Consider the following 24751-nt stretch of genomic DNA (forward strand, 5'->3'; position numbering starts at 1 on the left):
GCCGTGCGCGGCCGTGGGGGTCATGCCCGCGGGTGCCGGGCGCGCGCTTGGGTTGTGCAGCGCCGCACCCTGCGCGGCCCGGGGCGCGGTCACGGGTCCAGGAACACCGTCTCGCCCTCGCCGGCGAGGCGGATGTCCAGGGTGAAGACCGGCACGCCGTCGCGCTCGGTGCGCGCGGCAACCAGCGTGGCGCGGCGGTTCGGCTGCTCGATCAGGCGCAGCACCGGGTCGGCGGCGTTGGCCTCCTCGCAATCGCCGAAATACAGCCGCGTGTGCAGGCCGCGGTTCAGCCCGCGCGCCGCCAGCCACAGGCTGACATGCGGCGCCATCCGCGCCTTGCCGCCGCGCGCCGGCACCGCGCCGGGGCGCACCGTGTCGAAGCCCCACAGCCCCGTCTCGAAGGAGGTGCCGGTGCGCCCGAAGATGCCATGCGTGCCGTCGGCCCTGGCCTGCCAGCATTCCACCAGCGCATCGCGCACCAGGGAGCCGGTCACGTCCAGCACGCGGCCCTCGATGCGGATGCGCTCGCCCGGCTCATCCGCGGCGAGGCCGCCGGCGCCGATGTCGCGGGCGAAGATCTCGAACCCCGCCTGGCGCGGGATCAGGCCGATATGCACGTAGGGGCCGGCGGTCTGCGACGGCGTCTCGGGCAGGCGGCCCAGCGTCCGGTCGCCGTAAGGCGAAGCCTGGAGGCGGGAATCGGCCGCGGAAAAAGGCATGTCAGGCGTCCACATGGCTCAGTTCCCCTCCAGCCGGTTCTCGAACAGGGTCGAGCGGTGGCCGCGCAGCACGATGTCCCACCGATAGGCCAGCGTGTGCTGCGGCACCTGCGCGGCCAGGTCCAGCTTCGCCACCAGCCGGGTGCGCGCCGCCGGGTCTGGGATGGTGTTGAGGATGCTGTCGAGCGGGATCAGCGGGTCGCCCTCGAAATACATCTGCGTGATCAGGCGCTGCGCGAAGCCGCCGCCGAAGACGGAGAAATGGATGTGCGAGGGCCGCCAGTCGCCGATGGTGTTGCGATACGGGTAGGCGCCTGGCTTCACCGTGCGGAAGTGGTAGCGCCCCTCGGAATCCGTCACCGTGCGGCCGCAGCCGCCGAAGTTCGGGTCAATCGGCGCCTCGAAGCGGTCGTTGACGTGGCGGTAGCGGCCGGAGGCGTTGGCCTGCCAGAACTCCACCAGCGCGCCGGGCACCGGCTTCGCGTTGCCGTCCAGCACGCGGCCATGGACGATGATGCGCTCGCCGATCGGCTCGCCGCCATGCTGGAAGTTGCGGAACAGGTCGTTGTCCAGCGGGCCGATCTCGCCATGGCCGAAGCGCGGGCCGGTCAGCTCGCTCAGGTTGCCGTGCAGCGAGAGCAGCGGCATGCGCGGGCCGCGGAACACGCTGGTCTTGTAGATCGGCGTGACCGGCGGCGGGTGCTGCCCGTGGTCGGAGGGGATGAGTTCGTCGCGCATCAGGCAGCTTCTCCGGAGATGGCTCGGCGGTGGTGCGGGCCGGGCAACGCACCCTCCCGCACCTGCATCGCCTATTCCAGCGTGATGTTGCGCTGGCGGATCACGTCCGCCCACTTCTGGCTCTCGGCGCGCATGTAGGCCGGGAACTCGGCGGCGGTGCCGACGGTGGGCACGATGGCGCCGTTGCGCAGGCGCTCCAGCGTCTCCGGGTTCGCCATGGCGGCGCGCATCGCCGCCTCCAGCCGCGCGATGATCTCGGCAGGCGTGCCGGCCGGGGCCAGCAGCGCGAAGTCGGAGGTGGCCTGGAAGCCGCGGAAGCCGCTCTCGTCGAAGGTGGGGATCTGCGGCGCCAGCGGGTTGCGCTCCAGCGTGGAGACGGCGAGGCAGCGGATGGAGTTGGCGGCGATCAGCGGCAGGGCGGTCGGCCCGTCCACCATGGCCATCTGCACCTCGTTGGTGATCAGCGCCTGCACGGCAGGCGCGCCGCCGCGGTAGGTCACATTCTCCACCCGGATGTCGGCGTCGCGCAGGAACATCTCGGTGGCCAGGTGCGCGGAGGAGCCGGCGCCCGACGAGCCGTAGGACATGCGGCCGGGCTGCGCCTTGGCGCGCGCCACCAGCCCGGCGAGGTCGGTCACGCCGGTCTGCGGGTTGGTGCAGAAGAAGATGGGCGACTGCGCCACGCGGCCGATCGGCGCGAAGGCGGTGTCGTCGTCGTAGCCGCGCTGCGGGAAGAGGTGGCGCGACATGGCGTAGGTGGAGTTCACGCCCAGCAGCAGCGTGTAGCCATCCGGCCGCGCGCGCGCGACGGAGGCGTGGCCCACCGTGCCCGAGGCGCCGGGCCGGTTGTCCACCACCACGGAGCCGCCCAGCGTGGCGCTCATCGCCTGCGCCAGCACGCGGCCGACGAAGTCGGTGGAGCCGCCGGGCGCCCAGGCGACGACGATGGTGACGGGCCGGGTGCCGGGGAAGGCGGATGGGGCGTTCTGGGCCATGGCCGGCGCGGCGAGGCCAGTGGCCAGCAGCGCGGCGCCCAGGGCGCGGCGGAAGATGCTCATGGGTGCGGTTCCTCTCCTGAAGGGACGCGGTGGAAGTGCCGTCGGGTGCGCCCCCGCTTCTGTCGTTGACGTGTACGTACCGGGTAGTACAAACCCGTGCAAGAGGATTGTGCGCCAGGAGCCAGCCGATGACCACCGAACCCCGCAGCGTGCTGCTCGGCCTCATCGGCCAGGGCATCGGCGCCTCGCTGACGCCGGCCATGCAGATGGGGGAAGGGGCGGCGCAGGGGCTGCGTCTGCTCTACCAGCGCATTGACTTGGCCCCGCTGGGCCTGGGCCCGGAGGCGTTGCCCGAGCTGCTGACCGCCGCCGAGCGCATGGGCTTCGCCGGGTTGAACATCACCTTCCCCTGCAAGCAGGCGGTGCTGCCCCTGCTGCACGAACTCAGCGAGGAAGCCCGCGCCCTGGGCGCGGTGAACACGGTGGTGCTGCGCGACGGGCGGCGCATCGGCCACAACACCGATTGCTCCGGCTATGCTGAGGCATTCCGGCGCCGCCTGGGCGATGCGCCGCGGGCGCGCGTGGTGCAGCTGGGCGCCGGCGGTGCCGGGGCGGCGGTGGCCCATGCCCTGCTGGCCGAGGGCGTCGGCGAACTGGCGCTGACGGATGTGGAGCCCGCCAGGGCCGAGGCGGTCGTGACGGGGCTGGAGGCGCGCTTCGGCACCGGCCGCGCCCGCGTGGCAAGGGACCTCGCCGCCGATGTCGCCGCCGCCGATGGGCTGGTGAACTGCACCCCCATCGGCATGGCCAAGCTGCCCGGCACGCCGCTGGACCCGGCGCTGCTGCACCGGCGCCTGTGGGTGAGCGAGGTGATCTACTTCCCTCTCGAAACCGCGCTGCTGAAGGCCGCGCGCGCGCTGGGCTGCCGCACCAGCGATGGGGGCGGCATGGCGGTGTTCCAGGCGGTCGGCGCCTTCCGCCACTTCACCGGGCTGGAGCCGGATGCGGCGCGGATGGAGCGGCATTTCGCCCGGCTCACGGCGGGCTGAGGTAGCGCAGCACCGCCTCCACCAGCATCGCGCGGTGGCGCTCGGTGCAATCCTTCGCGCGCAGGTCCACCGCGTAGATGGCGCCCAGCGTGTGCCGGTTGGAGACCCGATAGAAGCAGAAGCTGCTGATCAGCAGGTGCAGGTCCAGCGCGTCCACGCCCGCGCGGAACACGCCGGCCGCCACGCCGCGGGCCAGCAACTTGTCCAGCTTGCCGATGACCGTGGCGTTGCGGGCGCGGATGGAGGGCGATTCGCGCACGTGCCGCGCTTCCAGGATGTTCTCCACGCTCACCATGCGCACGAACTCCGGGTGCCGGGCGTGGTGGTCGAAGCTGGTCTCGACCATCCGGCGCATCGCGTCCTCCGGCGGCAGCGCATCCAGGTCCAACCGGGATTCGGCGTCGCGGATGCCGCCGTACATCTCCTCCAGCGCGGCGGCGTAGAGCTGCTCCTTGCCGCCGAAATAGTAGTAGATCATCCGCTTGGTGGTGGCGGTGCGGGCGGCGATGTCGTCCACGCGGCCGCCGGCGAAGCCCTTCTCGCTGAACTCGGCGATGGCGGCGTCGAGGATGGCGCGGCGGGTCTGCTCGGGGGCGCGGGTGCGGGGGGCGGTGTCGCCCATGGGCCGTGTACTCCCTGGTCCGTACGCCGTTAGCAGGGAAGCCTAGGCGGTTTCCACCCCGGGCCGGCCGCGCAGCGCCACGGCGCGCCCCACCTCCTCCAGCGGGGCGCCGGGGCGGGTCACGTAGGGCAACGCCAGGAAGCGCGCCTCCAGCGCCGCGGCGCGCGCTTCGTGCCAGGTGAAGCCGCGCAGGTTGGAATGCAGCTTCATCCAGGGGTTGCGCGCCATCACCTCCGCCGCGCCGGCCTGCCGGGGGCTGCCATCGCCCTCGCTGGAGATGGAGGTGGCGACGAATTCCGCCGCCACCGGCGCGGCGCCGGGCGCGGGCGCGACGTCGCAGGCCCAGGCGCGGTGGACGTCGCCGGTCAGCACCGCGGCGTCGTGGCCGCGCAGCAGCCCCAAGAGCCGGGCGCGGGCGGCGGGATAGCCATCCCACGCGTCCATGCCGAGGCGGTCGCCGGACAGCAGGCGGTGGGCCAGCATCACCTGCTGCGCCAGCACCTGCCAGCCATCGCCAAGCGCAAGACCCTCGGCCAGCCATCCTTCCTGCGCGGCGCCCAGCATGGTGCGCGCCGGGTCGGACCATTCCGCGCAGGGCAGGCGGGCGCCGTCGCCGCAGGCCTGGGGGCTGCGGTGGCGGCGGGTGTCCAGCACGTGCAGCGTCAGGTGGCGACCGAAGCGCAGGCGGCGGAAGGCGCGGGTGCGGGCGGCGCGGGGCAGCGGCATGTGCTCCCACCAGGCTTGCAGGGCGGCGTCGCGCCGGGTGGGGAAGCCGTCCTCCGGGAAGGGGCGGGGGGTGTGGTCGCCGGCCCAGTTGTTGTCCACCTCGTGGTCGTCGGCGCTGCAGACCAGCGGGTGGGCGGCGCGCGCGGCCTGCCAGTCGGCATCGGACAGGTACTGGGCGTGGCGGGCGCGGTAGTCGGCCAGGGTGCGGCAGCGCCCGCCCAGGTGCGGCCGCACCAGCGGCCCCCAGCCGCCCGGCCCCTGACGGCCCGCGCCTTCGTAGATCGAATCGCCGTAGTGGAAGATGAAGTGCAGCCCCTCCATCGCCGCGGCATGGGCCCAGGCGGTGTAGAAGCCGTGCTCGAAATTCTGGCAGCCGGCGTTGAGGAAGCGGATGGCGGCGTCGGCGCCGGGCGGCGGGGCGGTGCGGGTGCGGCCCACGGCGCTTTCCTGCCCCTGGGCGCGGAAGCGGAACCACAGGGGGCGGTCCGGCGGCAGCCCCGCCGGCTCCAGGTGCAGGCTGTGCGCCTCCGCCGCCCGCGCCTCGGCTACGCCGCGCTGCAGAATGCGGCGGAACCCCTGGTCGGCCGCCACCTCCCAGGTCACCTCGACCGGGGCGCCGGCGGGCGGGTCCAGCCGCGTCCACAGCACCGCGCCGTCCGGGCGCGGGTCGCCGCTGGCCACGCCCCACGGAAACAGCGGCGCGGCGCCGCGCGCCCGCCCGGCCAGCAGCAGCGCGGGCAGGGCCAGCAGCGGCCGGCGCGTCAGGACGGGATGCATCGCGTCACCCCGGGGTTGAAGCGGGCGGCGTCGGCCCGGGTGCCCTCGGGGCAGGGCCGCTGGGCGCGGGAGGGCGGGGCGATGCCCTGGTCCCAGCCTCGCACGTCAGGGTCGGCCCCGCCGCCGCCACCGCCGCCGCCGCGCGAGGGAGCGCAGCGGCCGCGGCCCTGCGGCACGCCGCCATTCGGGCAGAGGAAGCGGCGGGCGGCGGCCAGGGCCTCGGCGCTGGCGCCGCGCCGGCCCTGGGCCGCGGCGGCACCGGGCCACAGCATCAGCGGCGCCAGGAGCAGGAACCGGCGCTGGGGGAGGACGGATGGAGGGGCCGGTGCCGGATGCCCTTGCCGGCGGCTCGCGCGCGGCAATTCCGGGTCTGGGTGGTCGGTGCGGGGCTCGGCCGGCTTCGGAGGCCCGTTGCGCTGGCCGGCGCGCGGCCATCCTGGCTCTGGCAGGTCGGTGCGGGCCTCAGCCCGCACCGAACGCCCGTCGCACCGGCAGGCGCGGGCCAGATCCGGCTCTGGGTTTTTGGTGCGGGCTTCAGCCCGCACCGAACGCCCAGAGCAGGATGCCCTTCTGCGCGTGCAGGCGGTTCTCCGCCTCGTCGAACACCACGCTCTGCGGGCCATCCATCACCTCGTCGGTGATCTCCTCGCCGCGGTGGGCGGGCAGGCAGTGCATCACGATGGCGTCGGGCGCGGCGTGCTTCATCAGCGCCGCGTTCAGCTGGTAGGGCATCAGCATGTTGTGGCGGTTCTGCGCGGCGGCGGTCTTCTCGTCGCTCATGCTGATCCAGCAGTCGGTGACGACGGCGCGCGCGCCGCGCACCGCCTCGGCCGGGTCGTGCGTCAGCTCCACCCGGGCGCCCTCGCGCCGGGCCCAGGCCAGCAGCTCGGCCGGGGGCTGCAATTCGGGCGGGGTGGCCAGGCGCAGGGTGAAGCCGAAGCGCGCCGCCGCCTGGATGAAGCTCTGCGCCACGTTGTTGCCGTCGCCGGTCCAGGCCACCACCTGCCCGGCGATGGGGCCACGATGCTCCTCGAAGGTCATCACGTCCGCCATCAGCTGGCAGGGGTGGGAGATGTTGGTCAGCCCGTTGATGACCGGGATGGTGGCGTATTCCGCCAGCTCGCGGATCTGCGCGACGTCGGCGGTGCGCAGCATGATGGCGTCCACGTAGCGCGACAGCACGCGCGCCGTGTCCTTGATGCTTTCGCCGCGGTTGAGCTGGATCTCCTTGGCCGTCAGCACCAGCGGCGTGCCGCCCAGCTGGCGGATGCCCACCTCGAAGGAGACGCGGGTGCGGGTGCTCGGCAGCTCGAAGATCAGCGCCACCGTCTTGCCCGCCAGCGGCTGGCCCTGCAGCTCGCCGCGCTTGGCCTGGCGGCCCAGCTCCAGCATGCGGCGCAGCGCCGCCGGCTCCAGGTCCATCAGCTCCAGGAAGTGGCGGGGGCCGGTGCCCCCCGCCGTCTTCAGCGCCGCGCTCACTTCGCCGCCACCTGGGCCAGGGAGGGCGTCATCCGGCGGCAGGCGCGGTCCAGCATCTCCAGCGCCTGGTCGGCCTCCGCCTCGGTGATGATGAGCGGCGGGGCCACGCGCAGCACGTTCATGCCGGCGGCCACCGTCAGCAGCCCCTCGGCGACGCAGGCGGCCTGCATCTCGGTGTTCGTCACCTCCGGCCGCAGCTTCAGGCCCAGCAGCAGCCCGGCGCCCTGCGCGCCCTCGGCCACGCGCGGGTGCCGCTCGGCCAGGGACAGCATGCCGCGCCAAAGGTGGCGCGCCACGCGGTCCACCCCCTCCAGGAAGCCCGGTGCCAGGATGACGTCCAGCACCGCGTTGCCGGCGGCGCAGGCGAGGGGCGAGCCGCCATAGGTGGTGCCGTGGGTGCCGGGCTTGAGGTGGCGCGCCACCTTCTCCTTCGCCAGCACGGCGCCGAGCGGGAAGCCGCCGCCGATGCCCTTGGCAGCCGACATCACGTCCGGCTCGATCTCCGCCCACTGGTGCGCCCACAGCCGGCCGGAGCGGCCCATGCCGGACTGCACCTCGTCCAGCGCCAGCAGCAGGCCGAACTCGTCGCACACGTCGCGCAGCTCGCGCAGGAAGCGCAGCTCCGCCGGGCGGACGCCGCCCTCGCCCTGCACCGGCTCGATCATGATGCCGGCGGTCTGCGGGCCGATGGCGGCGCGCACGGCGTTCATGTTGCCGAAGGGCACGTGGTCGAAGCCTTCCACCGGCGGGCCGAAGCCGGCCAGGTACTTGGCGTTGCCGGTGGCGCTGAGCATCGTCAGGGTGCGGCCGTGGAAGGCGCCCTCGAAGCAGATCATGCGGAAGCGCTCGGGCCGGCCTTCCTCGGCGTGGAACTTGCGCACGGCCTTGGTCATGCCCTCGTTCGCCTCGGCGCCCGAGTTGCAGAAGAAGACGCTGTCGGCGAAGGAGGCGGCGACGTGGCGCGCCGCCAGCTCCTCCGCCTGCTTCACGCGGTACAGGTTGGAGACGTGCATCACCTTCGCCGCCTGCTCGGCGATGACGCGCGTCAGGTGCGGGTGGCCATGGCCGAGGGAGGAGGTGGCGATGCCGGACCCGAAGTCGAGGAAACGTCGCCCGTCATCCGTCCACAGCCAGGCGCCCTCGCCCCGCTCGAAGGCGAGGTCGGCGCGGTTGTAGGTCGGCATCAAGGCGGGAATCACGGTCGGCGCTCCTTCACGTGCGCGGGCCTTCCCGCGGCGGGACTGCCGCGGAATGGGGCAGGATGCCGAAAATCGAAGGTTTCGCAAGGCGAAAGCCGGAAGGGGAGGGGTGCGGGCCGGGCAGGGCAAGCGGTTCTGGCCGCAGGCGGCGGCCTTGGCAGCCCCAGCGCCGGCGGCGCGGCCGAGGCCGCGGTCACCCCTCGCCCGGCGGCCTGGCGAGGGCACGCTTCGTGACCGAGCCTCAAGCAGGCTCAGTCCCCGTAGGTGCTGACCTCGATCAGGTTGCCGTCCGGGTCGCGGCAATAGACGCTGGTGATCGGACCCAGCGCGCCGTCCTTCTTCACCGGCCCCTGCTCGATCTTCACGCCGCAGCGGTGGAAATGCGCCGCGATCTCCAGCGACGAGACGGTGACGATGAAGCACAGGTCCTGGCTGCCCGGCCGCGGGTCGGTGCCCGACCACCATTCGGCCTGGGTGGCCTCGACGGGGCGCAGGTTGATCTTCTGCCCGCCGAAGCGCAGCGAGGTGCGGCGGTGCGGCCCGAACTCCTCGCGCTCCATGCCCAGCACGCGCTGGTACCAGGCGGCAGTGATCTCCACGTCGGCGCAGGTGATGACCAGGTGGTCCAGCCGGTCCACGGCGAAGCGCATCAGCCTTGCTCCCCTTCACGGCGCCGCAGGCGCGCGGTCACCTCGATCTCGATGCGCATGGCGTCCGTCTGCAGCCCGGCATGCAGCAGGGTGGAGGCGGGGCGGACCTCGCCGAAGAAGCGCTTCAGCACCGGCCAGCACGGCGCCCAGTCCTCGCGGCGGGGGACGATGAAGGTGGCGCGCACGACGTCGCGCAGGCTGCCGCCCGCCTGCGCCAGCGCGGCCTCGATGTTGCGCAGCGCCTGCTCGCACTGCGCCGCCACGTCGTCGGCGATGGTCATGGTGGCGTAGTCGTAGCCGGTGGTGCCGGAGACGAAGACCCATTCGCCATCCACCACCGCGCGGGAATAGCCGATCTGCTCCTCGAAGACGGAGCCCGAGGAGATGAGGCGGCGGGTCACCGCCCCGCCTCCGCGGTCAGCCGCGTCACGATGCGGCGCAGGATGGGCAGCACCACCAGCACGGTGGGGAAGGCGATGGCCCAGGAGGTGAGCCACGCCAACGGCCAGCGCGCCAGCATGGCGTGGGTGGGGCCGAGCGCCAGCAGCGTCGAGACCCCCGAGATGACGAAGGTCATGATGAAGGTGAGGAAGAAGCCCGTCAGCAGCGGGGCGTGGCGCGGCGCGAACACGCCGCGCTCACTCCAGCCCGTCGTAGAAGTCGTTGCCCTTGTCATCCACCACGATGAAGGCAGGGAAGTCCTCCACCTCGATCCGCCACACGGCTTCCATCCCCAGCTCGGGGTATTCCAGCACCTCGACCTTGCGGATGCAGTCCTGCGCCAGCCGGGCCGCCGGGCCGCCAACGCTGCCCAGGTAGAAGCCGCCATGCGCCTTGCAGGCATTGGTCACGGCCTTGGAGCGGTTGCCCTTGGCCAGCATCACCAAGGAGCCGCCGGCCGCCTGGAACCCTTCCACGTAGCTGTCCATCCGCCCGGCGGTGGTGGGGCCGAAGGAGCCGGTGGCCATGCCCTCCGGCGTCTTGGCCGGGCCGGCGTAGTAGACCGGGTGGTCCTTCATGTATTGCGGCAGCCCCTCGCCGCGGTCCAGCCGCTCCTGCAGCTTGGCATGGGCGATGTCGCGCGCCACCACGATGGTGCCGGTCAGCGACACGCGGGTCTTGACCGGGTGCTTGGTCAGCTCGGCGCGGATGGCGTCCATGGGCTGGTTCAGGTCGATCCGCACCACCTCGCCGCCGGTGATGTCGTCGGTGTATTCGGGCAGGTAGTGGGCGGGCTCGTGCTCCAGCTCCTCCAGGAACACGCCCTCGGCGGTGATCTTGGCCTTGATCTGCCGGTCGGCGCTGCACGACACGCCGATGCCGATGGGCAGGGAGGCGCCGTGCCGCGGCAGGCGCACCACGCGCACGTCATGGCAGAAATACTTGCCGCCGAACTGCGCCCCGATGCCGAGGTTCTGCGTCAGCCTGTGGATCTCCGCCTCCAGCTCCGGGTCGCGGATGGCGTGGCCGGCCTTGCTGCCGGCGGTGGGCAGCGCATCCAGGTAGCGGGTGGAGGCCAGCTTCACCGTCTTCAGCGTGGCTTCCGCGCTGGTGCCGCCGATCACCACCGCCAGGTGGTAGGGCGGGCAGGCGGAGGTGCCGAGCGTGCGGATCTTCTCCTCCAGGAAGGCCAGCAGCTTGGGCTTGTTCAGCACCGCGCGGGTCTGCTGGAACAGGAAGGTCTTGTTGGCGCTGCCGCCGCCCTTGAGGACGAACATCAGGTGCAGCTCCTCGGCCTTCTCCTCGCCGGGCTGCGCCAGGATGGTGAACTCGACGGGCAGGTTGTTGCCGGTGTTCACCTCCTCGAACATGGAAAGCGGCGCCATCTGCGAATAGCGCAGGTTGGTCTCGGTGTAGGTGCGCGCGACGCCGTGGCTCAGCGCCTCCTCCTCGTCGCCCTCGACCCAGACGCGCTGGCCCTTCTTGCCGAAGACGATGGCGGTGCCGGTGTCCTGGCACATCGGCAGCTTGCCGCCGGCGGCGATGTTGGCGTTCTTCAGCAGGTCCAGCGCCACGAAGCGGTCATTCGCGCTGGCCTCGGGGTCCTGCAGGATGTTCGCCAGCTGCTGCAGGTGCCCGGGCCGCAGCAGGTGCGAGACGTCGCGGCAGGCGGCGAAGGCCAGTTCCTCCAGCACCCTCGCCGGGATGCGCAGCACCCGCTTGCCGGCCACCTCCACCGTGCCCACGCCCTCGATCGGCAGCTTGCGATACGGGGTCGCGTCCTTGCCCAGCGGGTACATGGTGCTGAACTCGTAGCGCTTGGTCCGCGTCGCGTCCGTGACCGGGGCGGCATCCACGTCGAGGGGAGGGGTCATCGTCGGGGTCTTTCTCAGTCGCGCTTGCGGCGGAAGGCGTCCAGGCTCACCACCTGCGGGGTGGGGGCAGGGGTGGGATCAGGCTCGGGGGGGCTGCCGCCCGGTTCCGGCGCGGGGTCGGTCGCCTCGGGCGGGGCGTCCTCCAGCTCCGGCTCGAAGCGCAGGCCGAACTGGGCGTGCGGGTCCTGGAAGGCGGTCAGCGCGCCGAAGGGCACCGACAGCATGGCCGGCACGCCGGCGAAGGACAGCCCGACGGAAAACCGCTGCGCCGCGCGGTCCACCGCCAGGTCCCAGAAGCGGTGCTGGAGGACGATGGTCATCTCCTTCGGGTAGCGGGCCTTCAGGTGGCCCGGCACCACGGTGCCCGGATGGTCGGTGCGGAAGGAGAGGTAGAAGTGGTGCTCCCCGGGCAGGCCCTCGCGGGCGGCGTGCTCCAGCGCGTCCACCGCCACGGCGCGCAGCGCGCGTCCGGCCCAGTGGTCGTAGGGGAGGAGGCTGGGGGGCGGCGGGGCGTTCTGGGTCATGCGCGGGGTCCTGGGGGGCGCAACATAGGTGCGGACGCCGCCCAGGGGAAGGAAGGGGGGCGCCCCGCCTATCCCGCCGGCTGCCGCGCGGCGAACCAGGGGGCGCGCCCGGCCTCCAGCGGGGCGGCGTCCTCGCCGTTGCGCACGGCGTCGCGGGCGGCCTCGTCCAGCGCACGGGCGATGCGGATGGCCTCCGCCGGCGTCAGCTCGGCGAAGGAGAAGGGCGAGCAGGCCTCGCCGTCCTGCAACGCCAGGAACACCCGTCCCGGCGCGGCGCGCAGCCGCACCCGCGACATCACCTGACCCATGGCCATCCGGCTCTCCCGTCTCGGTGTCACCAGACTGACGCAGACGGGCCGGCGGGCAATTGGGGGAATCGCGGAGGGCATGCGCGCCGGGAATGGCGGCGCGGCGCCCGGCCTCAGCGCGCCGACAGCTCCAGCCCCAGGGCGCGCTGCCAGCCGGCGGCGTCCGCCGGCGGCTTGGAGGACAGCAGCCCCAGCGCCACCGGGCGCGGCGGGGCGGCGCGCAGGTCCAGCTCCCGCGCCTCGCCGCGCAGGAAGCGCTGGGCGGGGGCGTGCATGGCGGCGGGCAGCAGCGCCGCCGCCTGGGCCGCCCATTCGGCGCGCACCTGCGCCTCCGGCCGCCGCTGCTCGCGCGCCTGCTGCGCGGCGATGCGCCCCAGCAGGGACTGGTCGGCCCAGCGCAGCCGCGCGCCCACCAGCGCCGCGTTGGCGTAGGCGCGCTGCGGGTTGGCGGCGTCCACCCCGTCCAGCGTGAAGGACAGGCCGGCGGCCGCCACCTCCCGCACCGCCAGCGCCAGGGCGCCGACCTCCAGCCGGCCGCGCGCCACGTCCTGCGTGGCGTCCAGCGTCAGGTCGCCGCGCAGGCCGCGATAGCCCAGCGGCTCCAGCCAGGCGGCGGCCGGCGTGCCCTCGGCCAGCGCCATGCCTTCCAGCGACAGCCGCCCGGTGGCCGGCGCACCCGCGCGGTTCTCCGAGCGCAGGGCCAGCCGGTCCATGCCGCCCAGCGCGGCGGCGGGGCCGCGCACCTCCAGCGCCTCGGCCAGCAGGGAGATGCGGCCGGGCGGCGCCTCGCGCCCCGCCTGCACCGCCGCCACCAGCCCCTGGAGGTCGGTCACGCTGGCGGTGACGCGGCGCAGCGTCGCCTCCGCCACCACCGAGCGGTCCTGCGGCGCGGCGCGCAGCCCGTCCACCTCCAGCGCCGCCTCGCGGCCGGGCAGGGCGTCGCGCAGCGCCAGCCGGGCGAAGCCGCCCTGCCAGGGGCCGGTGACGCGCAGGGCCGTGGCCTCCAGGCGCTCCGCCTGCGGGATGCCGCCGCGCAGCGCGAAGCCGGCCAGTTCCAGCGATTCCAGCCCGCCCCAGGCGGCGGACAGGCCGGTGGCGCGCAGCTGGCCGATGCCGGTGTCGGTCACGCCTTCCAGCACCATCTCGGCCGCGCGCACCTCCTGGCCGGCCGGGCCCATCACCACCCCGGTCAGCCGGGTGCGCGCGCCGTCCTGCGCGGCGGCGGCGTAGGAGAAGCGGAAGCCCGGCAGCAGCCGGCGCAGCGCCGCCACCTGCGCGGGCTCGTTGGCGCGCGGGGCCTGGGCCTGCGGCGGCGCGGGCGGCTGGGCAGGCAGGTTCTTGCGCTTCTCCTGCGCCGCGGCGCCGGCGGCGACGGCCAGGGCGAGCGCGGCGGCGATCCAGGGGGTGGGGCGCATGGGTCTCTCCTTCACGGGGGACAGGGCCGGGGCCATGTTCCTCCCCATGGCACAGCTTCCCGAACGCGCGCGCAACCCAGGGGTGGCCGCCTTCCTCGACCGGCTGGCCGCCATGCCGGCGGCGCGCCCGGCGCGGCGCGGCCGGCTGATGTTCGCCGTGGACGCCACCGCCAGCCGCCAGCCCTCCTGGGACCAGGCCTGCCACCTGCAGGCCGAGATGTTCCACGCCACCGAGGGGCTGGGCGGGCTGGCGGTGCAGCTCTGCTACTGGCGCGGCCACGGCGAGTTCGCCGCCACCCCCTTCCTGGAGGATGCCGCGGAGCTGGCGCGGCGAATGGCCGGCGTGCGCGTGCTGGCCGGGCGCACCCAGGTGCTGCGCTGCCTGGAGCACGCCCTTGCCGAGACCACGCGCGAGCGCGTGAACGCCCTGGTGCTGGTGGGCGACGCGCTGGAGGAGGAGCTGGACCCCATCGGCCATCTGGCCGCTCAGCTGGGCCTGCGCGGCACCCCCGCCTTCTGCTTCCAGGAGGGGGGGGACCCGCGGGTGACCGACGCCTTCCGGCAGGTGGCGAAGCTGTCCGGCGGGGCCTGGGCGCCCTTCGATTCCGCCAGCGTCGCCGCCCTGCGGGAATTGCTGCGCGCCGTGGCGGTGTTCGCCGCCGGCGGGCGCGGGGCGCTGGCGCGGCTGCCGGGGCGCACCGCCGCCGCCATCGCCGGGCAGCTGCCGGGGCCGGCGCGATGACGGCGCTGGCGCTGGGCGCCGCCCTGCTGCTGCTGATGGTGGCGCTGCTGTACGGCTTCGCCAACGCCCGGCCGGCGGCGGTGAAGCAGGGGCTGGGCTGGGGGCTGGGTTTGGTCGGCGGCGGCGTGGCGCTGCTGCTGCTGCTGTCCGGCCGCGGCGCGCAGGCGGCCTGGGCGCTGCTGATGTTCGGCCCGGCGCTGTGGCAGGCGGCGCGCGGCTGGTGGGCCCGCCGCCGCTTCGCCCGCCCGGCCGAAGGCGGCGGCGAGGCCAGCGGCGTCGAGACCGCCCTGCTGGAGATGCGGCTGGACCTGGAGACCGGCGCCATGACCGGCCGGGTGCGCGCCGGACGCCTCGCCGGCCGCGAGCTGTCCGCCCTGTCCCTGCCCGAGCTGCGCGCCCTGCTGGAGGACGCCGCCCGCGACGATCCCGAGAGCGTTCCCCTGCTGGAAGCCTGGCTGGACCGCGCCCACCCCGATTGGCGCGTCGAGGGCCCGGCGCCGCCGCCCGCCGCCGGCGGCCCGATGACCGCCGCCGAGGCCCTGGCCGTGCTGGGCCTCGCCGAGGGCGCGACGCGCGACGAGGTCCGCGCCGCGCACCGCCGGCTGATGCAGGCCGCCCACCCCGACCGCGGCGGCAGCGACTGGCTGGCCGCGCGGGTGAACCAGGCGCGGGACGTGCTGCTGGGTTAGGCCATCGCCCCGCGCGCCGCCACCGGCCACAGGCACTCCACCCGGCCCTGGCGGACGCCCACGTACCAGTCGAAGCGGTCCACCGTGGGGTCGCAATGGCCGGGCACCAGCCGCAGCTTCTCGCCCAGGCGGGGGCGCAGGGCGGGGTCCTCCGCCACCAGCTTGCCGTGCTCGTCCGAGGCGCCGGCATAGGCGACGCCGGGGCGCTGCCACACCAGGGGCAGGCCGCTGTCGGTGGGCAGGGCCTTGTGGCCGGCATCCACCACCGCGATGCGCTCCTGCGCCGCGCTCATCACCGTGGCCAGCACGAACAGCGCGTGGCGGAAGGGCGGCGCCTCCTCGTTGCGGGCGTAGTCGGCGTCCATGAAGGCGTAGGAGCCGGCCTGGAGTTCCGTGTACACGCCGCTCGCCGCCTCCAGGCCGAAGGTGCCGGTGCCGGCGCCGCCGACCACCGGGCAGGGCAGGCCCTGCTGGCGCAGCTGCTCCACCGTGCGCCGGGCCATGTCCGCCGCCGCGCCGATCGCCGCCGCGCGCCCCTGGGGGCTGCGGATGTGCTGGGCGCTGCCCTGGTAGGCCTGCAGCCCGCCGAACTCCAGGTGGCGGGAGGCGGCGATGCGCGCCGCCAGCGCCACGGCGGGCGGGCCGGGCGGCACGCCGCAGCGCCCCGCGCCCACATCCACCTCCACCAGCACGGGGATGCGCACGCCGGCCGCCGCCGCCGCCTCCTCGATGGCGGCCACCTGCGCCGCGTCGTCGGCGCAGACCGAGACGCGGCAGATGCGCGCCAGTGCTGCCAGCCGCGCCAGCTTGCGCGCGCCCCACACCTGGTTGGTCACCATCACGTCCGGCACGCCGCCCCAGGCGAGGACCTCCGCCTCGGCCACCTTCTGCACGCATTGCCCGATGGCCCCGCGCCGCATCTGCTGCAGCGCGATGACGGGCGACTTGTGCGTCTTGGCGTGCGCCCGCAGCTTCACCCCGTGCGGGGCGATGAGGGCGGCCATGCTGTCCAGGTTGTGCTCGAAGGCGTCGAGGTCGAGCAGCAGGGCGGGGGTGTCCACCTCCTCCTCGCGCATGCCGGGCTCGGCGGGGGGCGGCTGGGGCATCAGGCGCCCTCGCAGCCCTTGGCGGCCAGGGCCGGGGCCACCCAGGCGCGGTCCCAGGTGCCGGCCTTGATCTCCGCCTCGTTGCGGACCTCCTTGGCGTTGTGGGCCTCCGCGGCGGCGATGACGGCCTCCGCCTCCTCCAGCGGCACCACCACGATGCCGTCCTCGTCGCAGCAGATCAGGTCGCCGGGCATCACCACCTGCCCGCCGCAGGAGATGGCGGTGCCGATCTCGCCCGGGCCTTCCTTCCACGGGCCGGCGGGGGTGTGGCCGCGCGCCCAGACGCCCAGCTCCATCCGCGCCAGGTTGGCGACGTCGCGCACCGCGCCGTCCAGCACCACGCCGGCGACGCCGCGCTGCGCGCAATGGCCCAGCATCAGGTCGCCCATCAGCGCCACCGACAGGTCGCCATTGCCGTCGGCGACGATGACGTCGCCGGGCTGCGCCAGGTCCACCGCGCGGTGCAGCAGCAGGTTGTCGCCCGAGCGCGCCTTGACGGTGAAGGCCGGGCCGCACACGCGCCGCACGCCGCCATACGGGTGCCAGGTGCCGGAGAAGGCCTGCATCCGGTTCATCACGTCGCCCAGGTTGGCCACCGGCACGGCGGCGGCGCGCTGGACCAGGGCGGGTGCCACGCGCCGGGTGACGGGGCGGATGCGGAAGCCGATGGCCATGCGGGGAAGTCTCCTTGCTCGGGGCGCGCAGGGCACCACGGAAGGCGCGGCGCCGGAAGGGGGCCTTGCCCCGTGCCGCCCGCCATGCGAACGCCCCGGCCGACGATGCTCCGACGCTTCCTGCGACGGCCCGCCGTGCAGTCGGCCCTGGCCCGGCTGCTGGGCCTCTACCTGCTGCTGGTCTACCGCACCACCCGCTGGCGGGTGGAGGGGTGGGAGCACGTGCCGCCGGGCTTCCTGGCCGCCTTCTGGCACGAGATGCTGCCCCTGATGCCGCTGCTGGTGGAGGGGGCGCGGGCGCGCGGCCTGGTGGGGCGGGCGCATGTGCTGGTGTCCCGCCACCGCGACGGGCGGTTCATCGCCGCGGGCGTCCGGCGCTTCGGGGTGGAAACGGTGCACGCCTCCTCCTCGCGCGGCGGCGCGGCGGGGGCGCTGGCGCTGGTGCGGCTGGTGCGGGCGGGCGGGGTCATCGCCATCACCCCCGACGGGCCGCGCGGGCCGCGGCGGGCGGCGGCGCCGGGGGTGGCGCAGCTTTCGGCGCTGGCGGGGGTGCCGGTGCTGCCGGTGGCCGGCCATGCGCGGCCGGCCGTCACGCTCGGCTCCTGGGACCGCATGCGCCTGCCGCTGCCCTTCGGCCGCGGGGCGCTGGTCATCGGCGCGCCGCTGCCGCCGGGCACGCCGCTGCCCGCCATCGCCGCCGCGCTGGACGCCGCGGCCGCCCGCGCGCGGGAGTTGGCATGAGGGCCGCTGCGTGAGGGGCGGGGCATGAAGGCCTGGGCCGCCCTGGCCGGCGCCGCCGCCCCGGCGCTGCGCTGGCACCTGCGCCGCCGCGCCGCCGCCGGCAAGGAGGACGCCGCCCGCCTGCCCGAGCGCGAGGGCTTCGGCGCCGCCCGCCCGGCGGGGCCGGTCATCTGGCTGCACGCCGCCAGCGTGGGCGAGGCCCTGGCCGTGCTGCCGCTGGCCGACGCGCTGCTGGCCGCCGCGCCGGAGCTGCACGTCCTGCTCACCACCGGCACCGTCACCTCCGCCGTCCTGCTGCGGGAGCGCTGGCCCGCCCTGGACAGCGGGCGCGCCACCCACCGCTTCGCCCCGCTGGACGTGCCGGCCTGGGTGGGCCGCTTCCTGGACGGCTGGCGGCCCGACGCCGCCGCCTTCGTGGAAAGCGAGATCTGGCCCAACACCCTTGCGGCCCTGGCGGCGCGCGGCGTGCCGGCGGCGCTGGTGAACGGGCGGCTGTCGCCGCGCTCCTTCGCGCGCTGGCGGCGCTGGGCGCCCGGCCCGGCGCGCCGGCTGCTGGGCGGCTTCGCGCGGGTGCTGCCACGCTCGGCCGAGGACGCGGCGCGCTTCGCCGCGCTGGGGGCGCGGGTGGAGCCGCCGGCCGACCTGAAGCGCGCCGCCCCGCCCCTGCCGGCCGACGCCGCCGCCCTGGCGGCGCTGCGCGCGGCGGCGGGCGGGCGGCCGGTGTGGCTGGCCGCCTCCACCCACCCGGGCGAGGACGAGCAGGTGGTGGCCGCCGCCCGCGCCGCCGCGGTGCCCGGGCTGCTGACCGTCATCGTCCCGCGGCACCCGCAGCGCGGGGCGGCGGTGGCGGCGCTGTGCGGCGGCGCCGGGCGGCGCAGCCAGGGCGCGCTGCCCGATGCCGGCCCCTTCCACGTGGCGGACACCATCGGCGAACTGGGGCTGTTCTACCGCCTGGCGGGGGCGGCCTTCATCGGCGGCTCGCTGGTGCCGCATGGCGGGCAGAACCCGCTGGAGGCGGCGCGGCTGGGCTGCCCGGCGCTGATGGGCCCGCACCGCTTCAACTTCACCGAGGCGGCGGCGGAGTTGGAGGCCGCCGGCGCCCTGCGCCCGGTGGCCGGCGCCGATGCGCTGGCGCGCGCCGTGCGCGACGTGCTAACCGTTCCGCAGGCGGCGCTGGAGATGCGGCGCGCCGCCGCCGGCTTCGCCCAGGCGGCGGAGGAGATCCCGCACCGGCTGGCCGCGCGCCTGCTGGAGATGCTGCGGGGCTGAGACGAGAAGGAGGCCTTGGCCATCGGCATCCGTGCCCCCGAATTCTGGGGCCGCGGCGGGGGAATCTGGCCCCTGCTGCTGCGCCCCGCCGCCGCGGTCTATGCCGGCGCCACCGCCCGCCGGGTGGCGCGCCCGGGCTGGCAGTCGCCGGTGCCGGTCATCTGCTGCGGCGGCGCCACCGCCGGCGGCGCCGGCAAGACCACCCTGGCGCTGGACATCGGCCGCCGCCTGGGCGCGCGCGGCGTGCCGCTGCACTTCCTGCTGCGCGGCTACGGCGGCGCCATCAAGGGCCCGGCCCGCGTCGAGCCCGCGCGCCACGACAGCCACGCCGTGGGCGACGAGGCGTTGCTGCTGGCCGCGCTGGCACCCACCTGGGTCGGCGCCGACCGCGCCGCCTGCGCCCGCGCGGCGCTGGCCGCCGGGGCCGGGGCGCTGGTGATGGATGACGGGCTGCAGAATCCCGGCCTGGTCAAGACGCTGTCCCTGCTGACCATCGACGGCACCTACGGCTTCGGCAATGGCGAGGTGATCCCCGCCGGGCCGCTGCGCGAGCCGGTGGCCGCCGCCGCCGCGCGCTGCCAGGCCGCCGTTCTGGTCGGCGCGGACGAGCACGGCGCGCTGGAGCAGCTGCCGCCCGGCCTGCCCGTGCTGCGCGCCGGGCTGGTGGCGGGGCCGGAGATCGCGGCGCTGCGCGGCGAATCCGTGTTCGCCTTCTGCGGCATCGCCAACCCGCGCAAGTTCTTCGGCACGCTGCGCGGCGGCGGCTGCGTGCTGGCCGGCAGCGAGACCTTCGCGGACCACTACCCGTTCGACGAGGACGACCTGCGCGGCCTGCTGGCGAAGGCCGAACGCCTGGGCGCCATCCCGGTGACCACGCGCAAGGATTGGGTGCGCATCCCCCCCGCCTTCCGCGACGCCGTGCGCGTGGTGAGCGTGGCGCTGCAATGGGAGGACGAGGCCGGGCTGGAGGCGCTGCTCAGCGCAGCGACAGCACGCCCCGGACCTCCCGCCACGCTTCCTCCGGGCTGAGCTCGCCGCGCGACAGCCGCGGCGCCAGCAGCGCGGGCGAGGCCGCGAGCGTCAGCTGGTCCTGCACGTCGGGCGGCGAGGCGAGCGGGGCGAAGGCGAAGCTGCCCGCGCGCCGGTCCCCGCCCAGGGGCGGGGAGAGCGCCAGCAGCGCGCGCTCCAGCGCCGCCTGGGGCGCGGCCTGCTCCAGCGCGTGCGCCAGGCGCTGCTGCGGCTCCGCCAGGTCGAAACCGTGCAGCCAGGTCGCGGCCTCGACCAGCGGCACCGGCTGGCGCCGCCCGGCGAGGCGGCCGACGCGGCAGAAGCCCAGGAAGGCGCCGCCCGCCGTCGGCAGCAGGATGGGCGCGCCGCTTCCCTCCAGCCGCCACAGCGCCGCCGGGCCGCACAGCGCGGGCAGCAGCGCCTGGGCGTGGCGGCCCGCATCGCTGATGGCGGCGTTCAGCGCCGCGGCGTCCTCCCGGCCCGAGCGCTGCACGAAGCGGCCCAGCGCGTGCGGGGTCACCTCCAGGAAGGGGGCGGCGAGGCGCAGCCCGCCCTTCTTGCCCATCAGCCGCAGGTCGCGCAGCAGCACGATGCCGCGTTCCACCCCCGGCGCCGCGGAGGCGAGGTTCGCCGCGCAGAGCAGCGCCGCGTGCATCGCCGCCATGCTGTCGCCGGGCACGACATGGCTGACGCCGCCCGCCCCCAGCGCGGCGACCACGCGGGTGAAGTGGCGGCGGGTGGCGCACATGTTGCGCGCGGCGCGCAGGGCGGGCGTCAGCGCGTCCAGCCGCGCCAGTGTGGCCGCCCCGGCCGGCGCCAGGCGGTCGAGCACGTCCCGCACCAGGTCGGCGATGCGCGGCGGGATGGGGTTGCGCCCCCGCTCGCCCGCCGCCAGGTGCCGAAGCTGCGCCATCCCCTCCTGCCTCCATCCCGCCATGGGCAGGATGTCAGCTAGCACCGCCCCGCGTCAGCAACGGTCGCATGAAAGGAAGGTCATCCGAACAGCCACTTGGGCAGCCAGGTCGCGCTCTCGGGCACCAGCACCACGAACAGGATGGCGATGACCTGGATGCCCACGAAGGGGATGATGCCGCGATAGACGTCCTGGCTGGTGACGCCCGGGGGCAGCACGGACTGGATGTAGAACAGGGTGGGGCCCAGCGGCGGCGTCAGGAAGCTGGTCTGCAGGTTGAGCGAGATCAGCACGCCGAGCCAGATCGGGTCGATGCCCATCTGCATCAGCACCGGCCCGACGATGGGCACGACGATGATGACGATCTCCACGAAGTCCAGCGGGAAGCCGAGGATGAAGACGATCAGCATCACCACGAACAGCGCGCCGTACTTCCCGCCGGGGATGGCGTCCAGGAAGGCGCGCACCACGTCGTCCCCGCCCAGGCCGCGGAACACGAGGGAGAACAGCGTGGCGCCGATGAGGGTGGCGAAGATCATCGCCGTCACGCTCATCGTGTTGTGGCAGGTGGCGGCCAGGATGCCGTCGCGGAAGGTGCGCCACAGCGAGACGAGGAGGCCCAGCGCCAGCACCACCGCCAGCACGGTGGCCAGGGCCAGTGCCAGCTGGTCGGCCAGCGGCGCGTCGTGGCGGCCCAGCCGCAGGTCGAACGCCATGCCCAGCGCCACCAGCAGCAGCGCGGCGGCGTTGGCGGCGTGGATGGGCAGCCTGGAGCCCCGGCCGGCGCGCAGCCCGGCTAGCAGCGTGGCGCCCACCGCCCCGACGGCCGCGGATTCGGTCGGCGTGGCGATGCCCGCGAGGGTGGAGCCCAGGATGGCCACCAGCAGCACGATGGGCGCGACCAGCACCTCCATCAACTCGGACCAGGAGACGGTGCCGGCCTCGGCCGCCGGCACGGCGGGGCCGGTCGCGGGCTTCCACCAGCACAGGAAGGCCTGCCAGAGGATGTACATGGCCGTCAGCACCAGGGAGGGGATCATCGCCCCGGCGTAGAGGTCGCCCACCGAGATGGTGTCGATGGAGAACAGGCCCTGCGCCAGCTGGGCCTGCTGGTAGGCGGAGGCCAGCACCTCGCCCAGCACGATCATCACCGTGGCGGGCGGGATGATCTGGCCCAGCGTGCCGGCGGCGCAGATGGAGCCGGTGGCGAAGCCGGGGTCGTAGCGGTGGCGCATCATCGCCGGCAGCGCGATCAGCCCCATGGTGACGACGGTGGCGCCCACCACCCCGGCCGAGGCGCCCAGCAGCGCGCCGACCACGGTGACGGAGATGGCGAGCCCCCCGTTCACCTTGCCGAACAGCCGGCCCATCGCCTCCAGCAGGTCGGGCGCGATGCGCGAGCGCTCCAGCATCATGCCCATGAAGATGAACAGCGGGATGGCCACCAGCGTGTCGCTGGTCATCGTGCCGAACACGCGCTGCGCCAGCGCGCCCAGCAGGAAGGCGTCGAACACGCCGAGCAGGATGCCCAGCCCGCCGAAGAACATGGCGCAGCCGGTGAGGATGAACACCACCGGCAGCCCGATCATGATGCCCGTGCACAGCACGACCATCATGGCGATGTTGAGCCACAGCCCCGGGCCGGACATCAGGCCTCCCCCACCGCGCGGCGCTGCGGGAAGACGGCGCGCTCCAGCCCCGCCAGCACGCCCAGCGCGCGGAGGAGGACCGACAGCGCCTGCACCGCCAGCAGCCCCGCCATCACCAGGATCAGCGCCTTCAGGTAGGGCTGCAGCGGCAGCCCGCCATGGGTCATCGGCCCCTCGCCCAGGCGGAAGGACATGGCGACGTAGCCCCAGGAGGCCCAGACCAGCAGGGCGCAGAACGGCCAGACCAGCAGCACCACGCCGAGGATCTCCAGCACGGCGCGGCGGCGCTCGCTCCAGCCCGCCCAGAAGAAGTCCACCCGCACATGGGCGTCCAGCATGTAGGCGTAGCCGATGGCCAGCATGAACAGCACCGCGTGCAGGTAGGTCACCCCCTCCTGCGCCCAGGGGTAGGAGGTGCCGAAGCCGTAGCGCAGCACCACCACCGCGAACTGCCAGCACACCAGCGCCGCCGCCAGCCACTTCACCGATTGGCCGATGGCGCGGGAGGCGGCGTCGATCGCGTCCGCCACGCGCAGGAGGGCGCGCATCACGTCCGGCGGATGGCGGCGGCGCGCAGGTTGAAGATGGCGCCGTAGCTCTGCATCATGTAGGTCTGCGCGCGCTCGCGGTAGGTGGCGTAGCTGTCGGCGATGGCCTTCACCTGCGGGTCGGGATGGCTGCGGTACTCGGCCATCATGTCGGCGGCGGTGTTGGCGAAGACCTGCACCAGCGGCGCCGGCACCTCGCGCACCGTCACGCCGTGTCGCGTCACCAGCTCGTTCAGCGCGATGGGGTGGCGGGTGTCGTACTCGGTCGTCGTCTCCTCATGGAGCGACATCGCGGCGATTCGCACGATCGTCTTCAGCTCGTCTGGCAGCGCGTTCCAGCGCGCCATGTTGATGCCGATCTCCTCCGCGCTCGAAGGCTCCTGCACGCCGGGGTAGTAGTAGTTCTTCGCCACCTGGTGCAGCCCCAGCGGCAGGTCGCTGAAGGGGCCGACGAACTCGGCGGCGTCGATCGTGCCCGATTGCAGGGCGGAGAAGATCTCGCCGGCCGGCAGGGTGACGACGCTGGCGCCGGCGCGGCGGAACATCTCGCCGCCCAGGCCGGCGGTGCGGAAGCGCAGGCCGCGGAAGTCGTCCGCCGTGCGGATCTCGCGCCGGAAGAAGCCCATCCATTGCGGGCCGGAATCGCCCACGATGAAGGGCTTGATGCCGAAGCGCGCATAGGTCTGGTCGTAAAGCGCCTGGCCGCCGCCATGCATCATCCAGCCCTGGCGCTCATAGGCGGTCAGCCCGAAGGGGAAGGAGCCGAAGAAGCCGATGCCGGGCGACTTGCTGATCCAGAAGGAGGGCACGCCGTGATAGAGGTCCGCCGTGCCGGCGGCCACGGCGTCGAAGGCGCCCGGCGCGGGCACCACCTCGCCCGCGGCGAACAGGCGCACGGTCAGCCGCCCGCCGGAAAGCTGGCCGATGCGGTCGGCGCAGCGCTGCGCCGCCACGCCCGGGCCCGGCAGGTTGCGCGGCCAGATCGTGACCATGCGCCACTCGATGCGCCCCTGCGACAGGGCGGGCGTGGCGAGGGCGGCGGCGGCGGCCGTGCCCGCCAGGATGGAACGGCGGTCCATTGTCGTGTCTCTCCTCAGGCGAAGCGGGGGAAGTCGGGGCCGTCCAGCGGCGCCCCGTCGGCGAGCTTCAGGTGGCGCAGGGGCGGCGAGCCGCGGCCCTGGCGGTCGATGAACACGGCGTCGTCCCCCACCCAGCGGGCGGAGAAGACGCGGCGGCGATGCGCGGAGCCGGTGTTGGCCGGCGCGCCATGCACGGTGTGGAAGTCGAAGGCCACGGCGTCGCCCGGCTCCATCGCCCAGCCCTCGATGCGGTAGTCGGCGCGGTGGGCGTCGATGTCCGGCAGCTCCTCGGTGTCGTCATCGGCGTAGAGGTCGGTGCCGTCGAAGCGCTTGGGCTTGTGGTTCTTCCAGCGGTGGCTGCCGGCGACGCATTCCAGCGTCTGGTCGCGCGCCACGGGGTCGAGCGGGATCCAGAAGCTCACGCTATGCTCGCCGCCCACGCAGTAATAGGGGCTGTCCTGGTGCCAGGGGGTGACGATGGAGGTGCCGGGCTCCTTCACCAGGATGTGGTCGTGGAAGAAGCGCGCGCCGCTGCCGCCCATCAGCCGCCGGGCAAGGGCGGCGCCGGGGCCGTGCAGGATGAAGTCGCGGTATTCCGGGATGCGCTGCCAGTTGCACAGGTCCTGGAAGAACCGGGCCGAGCCGTCCTTGGGCGTGTAGGAGCGCTCATAGGGGCCGGGATGGGCCATCAGCGTGTCGGTGCCGGCGCGCAGTGGCTCCACCCAGTCGCGGAAGGCGCCGCGCAGCAGGATGACGCCGTCCTCGCGGAAGCGCGTCACGTCGTCGTCGGTCAGTTCCATCGCTTGCCTCCTCG

General features: G+C 74.5%; 28 protein-coding genes. 6 read left to right on the top strand and 22 right to left on the bottom strand.

Translation table 11 applies throughout. From position 1 onward, the window contains the following. Positions 1–89: 89 nt before the first annotated feature. The 3 genes from pcaG to ACI6QG_RS00495 form a co-directional block, all read right to left on the bottom strand. Complete coding sequence (gene pcaG / locus ACI6QG_RS00485) at positions 90–719, bottom strand: protocatechuate 3,4-dioxygenase subunit alpha (RefSeq protein ID WP_407022598.1); 630 nt, start codon at positions 717–719, stop codon at positions 90–92. Between the two features lie 18 nt (positions 720–737). Continuing rightward, positions 738–1457 carry a protocatechuate 3,4-dioxygenase subunit beta gene (pcaH, locus tag ACI6QG_RS00490; RefSeq protein WP_407022599.1) on the bottom strand — a complete coding sequence of 240 codons (720 nt, stop codon included), beginning with the start codon at positions 1455–1457 and terminating at the stop codon, positions 738–740. A gap of 71 nt (positions 1458–1528) precedes the next feature. Then, positions 1529–2515: a Bug family tripartite tricarboxylate transporter substrate binding protein gene (locus ACI6QG_RS00495; protein ID WP_407022600.1), complete on the bottom strand. Its 987-nt coding sequence runs from the start codon at positions 2513–2515 to the stop codon at positions 1529–1531. A 128-nt stretch (positions 2516–2643) separates the two neighbouring features. Between ACI6QG_RS00495 and ACI6QG_RS00500 the strand changes: the two genes are divergently transcribed. After that, positions 2644–3504 carry a shikimate dehydrogenase gene (locus ACI6QG_RS00500; RefSeq protein WP_407022601.1) on the top strand — a complete coding sequence of 287 codons (861 nt, stop codon included), beginning with the start codon at positions 2644–2646 and terminating at the stop codon, positions 3502–3504. On the opposite strand, the gene ACI6QG_RS00505 is transcribed toward ACI6QG_RS00500, so the two are convergent. From ACI6QG_RS00505 to ACI6QG_RS00560, 12 genes are all read right to left on the bottom strand, one after another. Continuing rightward, complete coding sequence (locus ACI6QG_RS00505; protein ID WP_407022602.1) at positions 3491–4126, bottom strand: TetR/AcrR family transcriptional regulator; 636 nt, start codon at positions 4124–4126, stop codon at positions 3491–3493. The two genes, ACI6QG_RS00500 and ACI6QG_RS00505, sit on opposite strands and share 14 nt — an antisense overlap. A gap of 42 nt (positions 4127–4168) precedes the next feature. Then, complete coding sequence (locus ACI6QG_RS00510) at positions 4169–5629, bottom strand: alkaline phosphatase D family protein (protein WP_407022603.1); 1461 nt, start codon at positions 5627–5629, stop codon at positions 4169–4171. Further along, positions 5614–5901, bottom strand: coding sequence for a hypothetical protein (locus ACI6QG_RS00515; RefSeq protein ID WP_407022604.1), 288 nt, complete (start codon positions 5899–5901; stop codon positions 5614–5616). The genes ACI6QG_RS00510 and ACI6QG_RS00515 overlap by 16 nt, the downstream gene beginning before the upstream one ends. Positions 5902–6163: 262 nt before the next feature. Then, the gene (gene argF / locus ACI6QG_RS00520) at positions 6164–7108 is read right to left on the bottom strand and encodes an ornithine carbamoyltransferase (protein ID WP_407022605.1); all 945 of its coding nucleotides are present in this window, start codon (positions 7106–7108) and stop codon (positions 6164–6166) included. Next, a complete protein-coding gene (locus tag ACI6QG_RS00525) occupies positions 7105–8307 on the bottom strand; it encodes an aspartate aminotransferase family protein (RefSeq protein WP_407022606.1) in 1203 nt (400 codons plus the stop codon). The genes argF and ACI6QG_RS00525 overlap by 4 nt, the downstream gene beginning before the upstream one ends. A 251-nt stretch (positions 8308–8558) precedes the next feature. Beyond that, positions 8559–8957 (bottom strand): VOC family protein, encoded by a 399-nt coding sequence (locus ACI6QG_RS00530; protein WP_407022607.1) that lies wholly within the window; start codon positions 8955–8957, stop codon positions 8559–8561. After that, on the bottom strand, positions 8957–9358 hold the full coding sequence (locus ACI6QG_RS00535) for a RidA family protein (protein ID WP_407022608.1): 402 nt from the start codon (positions 9356–9358) through the stop codon (positions 8957–8959). Before ACI6QG_RS00535 ends, ACI6QG_RS00530 begins: the two co-directional genes overlap by 1 nt. Continuing rightward, positions 9355–9588: a DUF2798 domain-containing protein gene (locus tag ACI6QG_RS00540; protein WP_407022609.1), complete on the bottom strand. Its 234-nt coding sequence runs from the start codon at positions 9586–9588 to the stop codon at positions 9355–9357. Before ACI6QG_RS00540 ends, ACI6QG_RS00535 begins: the two co-directional genes overlap by 4 nt. 7 nt (positions 9589–9595) lie before the next feature. Next, positions 9596–11197, bottom strand: a complete 1602-nt coding sequence (locus ACI6QG_RS00545; RefSeq protein WP_407023033.1) for a fumarate hydratase — start codon at positions 11195–11197, stop codon at positions 9596–9598. A gap of 89 nt (positions 11198–11286) precedes the next feature. Further along, positions 11287–11796, bottom strand: a complete 510-nt coding sequence (locus tag ACI6QG_RS00550; RefSeq protein ID WP_407022610.1) for an SspB family protein — start codon at positions 11794–11796, stop codon at positions 11287–11289. 68 nt (positions 11797–11864) lie between these two features. Then, on the bottom strand, positions 11865–12110 hold the full coding sequence (locus tag ACI6QG_RS00555; protein ID WP_407022611.1) for a hypothetical protein: 246 nt from the start codon (positions 12108–12110) through the stop codon (positions 11865–11867). A gap of 107 nt (positions 12111–12217) precedes the next feature. Then, positions 12218–13519, bottom strand: coding sequence for an aq_1923 C-terminal domain (locus tag ACI6QG_RS00560; RefSeq protein WP_407022612.1), 1302 nt, complete (start codon positions 13517–13519; stop codon positions 12218–12220). A gap of 46 nt (positions 13520–13565) precedes the next feature. Between ACI6QG_RS00560 and ACI6QG_RS00565 the strand changes: the two genes are divergently transcribed. Beyond that, complete coding sequence (locus ACI6QG_RS00565; protein ID WP_407022613.1) at positions 13566–14261, top strand: VWA domain-containing protein; 696 nt, start codon at positions 13566–13568, stop codon at positions 14259–14261. Then, complete coding sequence (locus ACI6QG_RS00570; RefSeq protein ID WP_407022614.1) at positions 14258–14950, top strand: J domain-containing protein; 693 nt, start codon at positions 14258–14260, stop codon at positions 14948–14950. The genes ACI6QG_RS00565 and ACI6QG_RS00570 overlap by 4 nt, the downstream gene beginning before the upstream one ends. On the opposite strand, the gene ACI6QG_RS00575 is transcribed toward ACI6QG_RS00570, so the two are convergent. Both ACI6QG_RS00575 and ACI6QG_RS00580 read right to left on the bottom strand, forming a co-directional pair. Beyond that, entirely contained in the window at positions 14947–16056 is a 1110-nt protein-coding gene (locus tag ACI6QG_RS00575) for a DSD1 family PLP-dependent enzyme (RefSeq protein WP_407022615.1), read from the bottom strand. The two genes, ACI6QG_RS00570 and ACI6QG_RS00575, sit on opposite strands and share 4 nt — an antisense overlap. Next, positions 16056–16730, bottom strand: a complete 675-nt coding sequence (locus tag ACI6QG_RS00580; RefSeq protein WP_407022616.1) for an RraA family protein — start codon at positions 16728–16730, stop codon at positions 16056–16058. The genes ACI6QG_RS00575 and ACI6QG_RS00580 overlap by 1 nt, the downstream gene beginning before the upstream one ends. A gap of 105 nt (positions 16731–16835) precedes the next feature. Between ACI6QG_RS00580 and ACI6QG_RS00585 the strand changes: the two genes are divergently transcribed. From ACI6QG_RS00585 to lpxK, 3 genes are read left to right on the top strand one after another with little or no spacing between them, the layout of a single operon-like run. Next, on the top strand, positions 16836–17471 hold the full coding sequence (locus ACI6QG_RS00585) for a lysophospholipid acyltransferase family protein (RefSeq protein WP_407022617.1): 636 nt from the start codon (positions 16836–16838) through the stop codon (positions 17469–17471). 24 nt (positions 17472–17495) lie between these two features. After that, complete coding sequence (locus ACI6QG_RS00590) at positions 17496–18740, top strand: 3-deoxy-D-manno-octulosonic acid transferase (protein WP_407022618.1); 1245 nt, start codon at positions 17496–17498, stop codon at positions 18738–18740. A 27-nt stretch (positions 18741–18767) separates the two neighbouring features. After that, positions 18768–19769 (top strand): tetraacyldisaccharide 4'-kinase, encoded by a 1002-nt coding sequence (gene lpxK / locus ACI6QG_RS00595; protein ID WP_407023034.1) that lies wholly within the window; start codon positions 18768–18770, stop codon positions 19767–19769. Here lpxK and ACI6QG_RS00600 read toward each other — a convergent pair. The 5 genes from ACI6QG_RS00600 to ACI6QG_RS00620 all read right to left on the bottom strand — a co-directional run bounded on the left by ACI6QG_RS00600 (position 19717) and on the right by ACI6QG_RS00620 (position 24737). Then, positions 19717–20661, bottom strand: a complete 945-nt coding sequence (locus ACI6QG_RS00600; protein WP_407022619.1) for a hypothetical protein — start codon at positions 20659–20661, stop codon at positions 19717–19719. The two genes, lpxK and ACI6QG_RS00600, sit on opposite strands and share 53 nt — an antisense overlap. 80 nt (positions 20662–20741) lie before the next feature. Then, entirely contained in the window at positions 20742–22310 is a 1569-nt protein-coding gene (locus tag ACI6QG_RS00605) for a TRAP transporter large permease (protein WP_407022620.1), read from the bottom strand. After that, on the bottom strand, positions 22310–22858 hold the full coding sequence (locus ACI6QG_RS00610; RefSeq protein WP_407023035.1) for a TRAP transporter small permease subunit: 549 nt from the start codon (positions 22856–22858) through the stop codon (positions 22310–22312). The genes ACI6QG_RS00605 and ACI6QG_RS00610 overlap by 1 nt, the downstream gene beginning before the upstream one ends. Then, positions 22858–23937 carry a TRAP transporter substrate-binding protein gene (locus ACI6QG_RS00615; RefSeq protein ID WP_407022621.1) on the bottom strand — a complete coding sequence of 360 codons (1080 nt, stop codon included), beginning with the start codon at positions 23935–23937 and terminating at the stop codon, positions 22858–22860. The genes ACI6QG_RS00610 and ACI6QG_RS00615 overlap by 1 nt, the downstream gene beginning before the upstream one ends. 14 nt (positions 23938–23951) lie before the next feature. Further along, a complete protein-coding gene (locus tag ACI6QG_RS00620; RefSeq protein WP_407022622.1) occupies positions 23952–24737 on the bottom strand; it encodes a phytanoyl-CoA dioxygenase family protein in 786 nt (261 codons plus the stop codon). Positions 24738–24751 lie beyond the last annotated feature (14 nt).

It is taken from the genome of Sabulicella flocculans (genome assembly GCF_045449635.1).
Classification (GTDB): Bacteria; Pseudomonadota; Alphaproteobacteria; order Acetobacterales; family Acetobacteraceae; genus Roseococcus.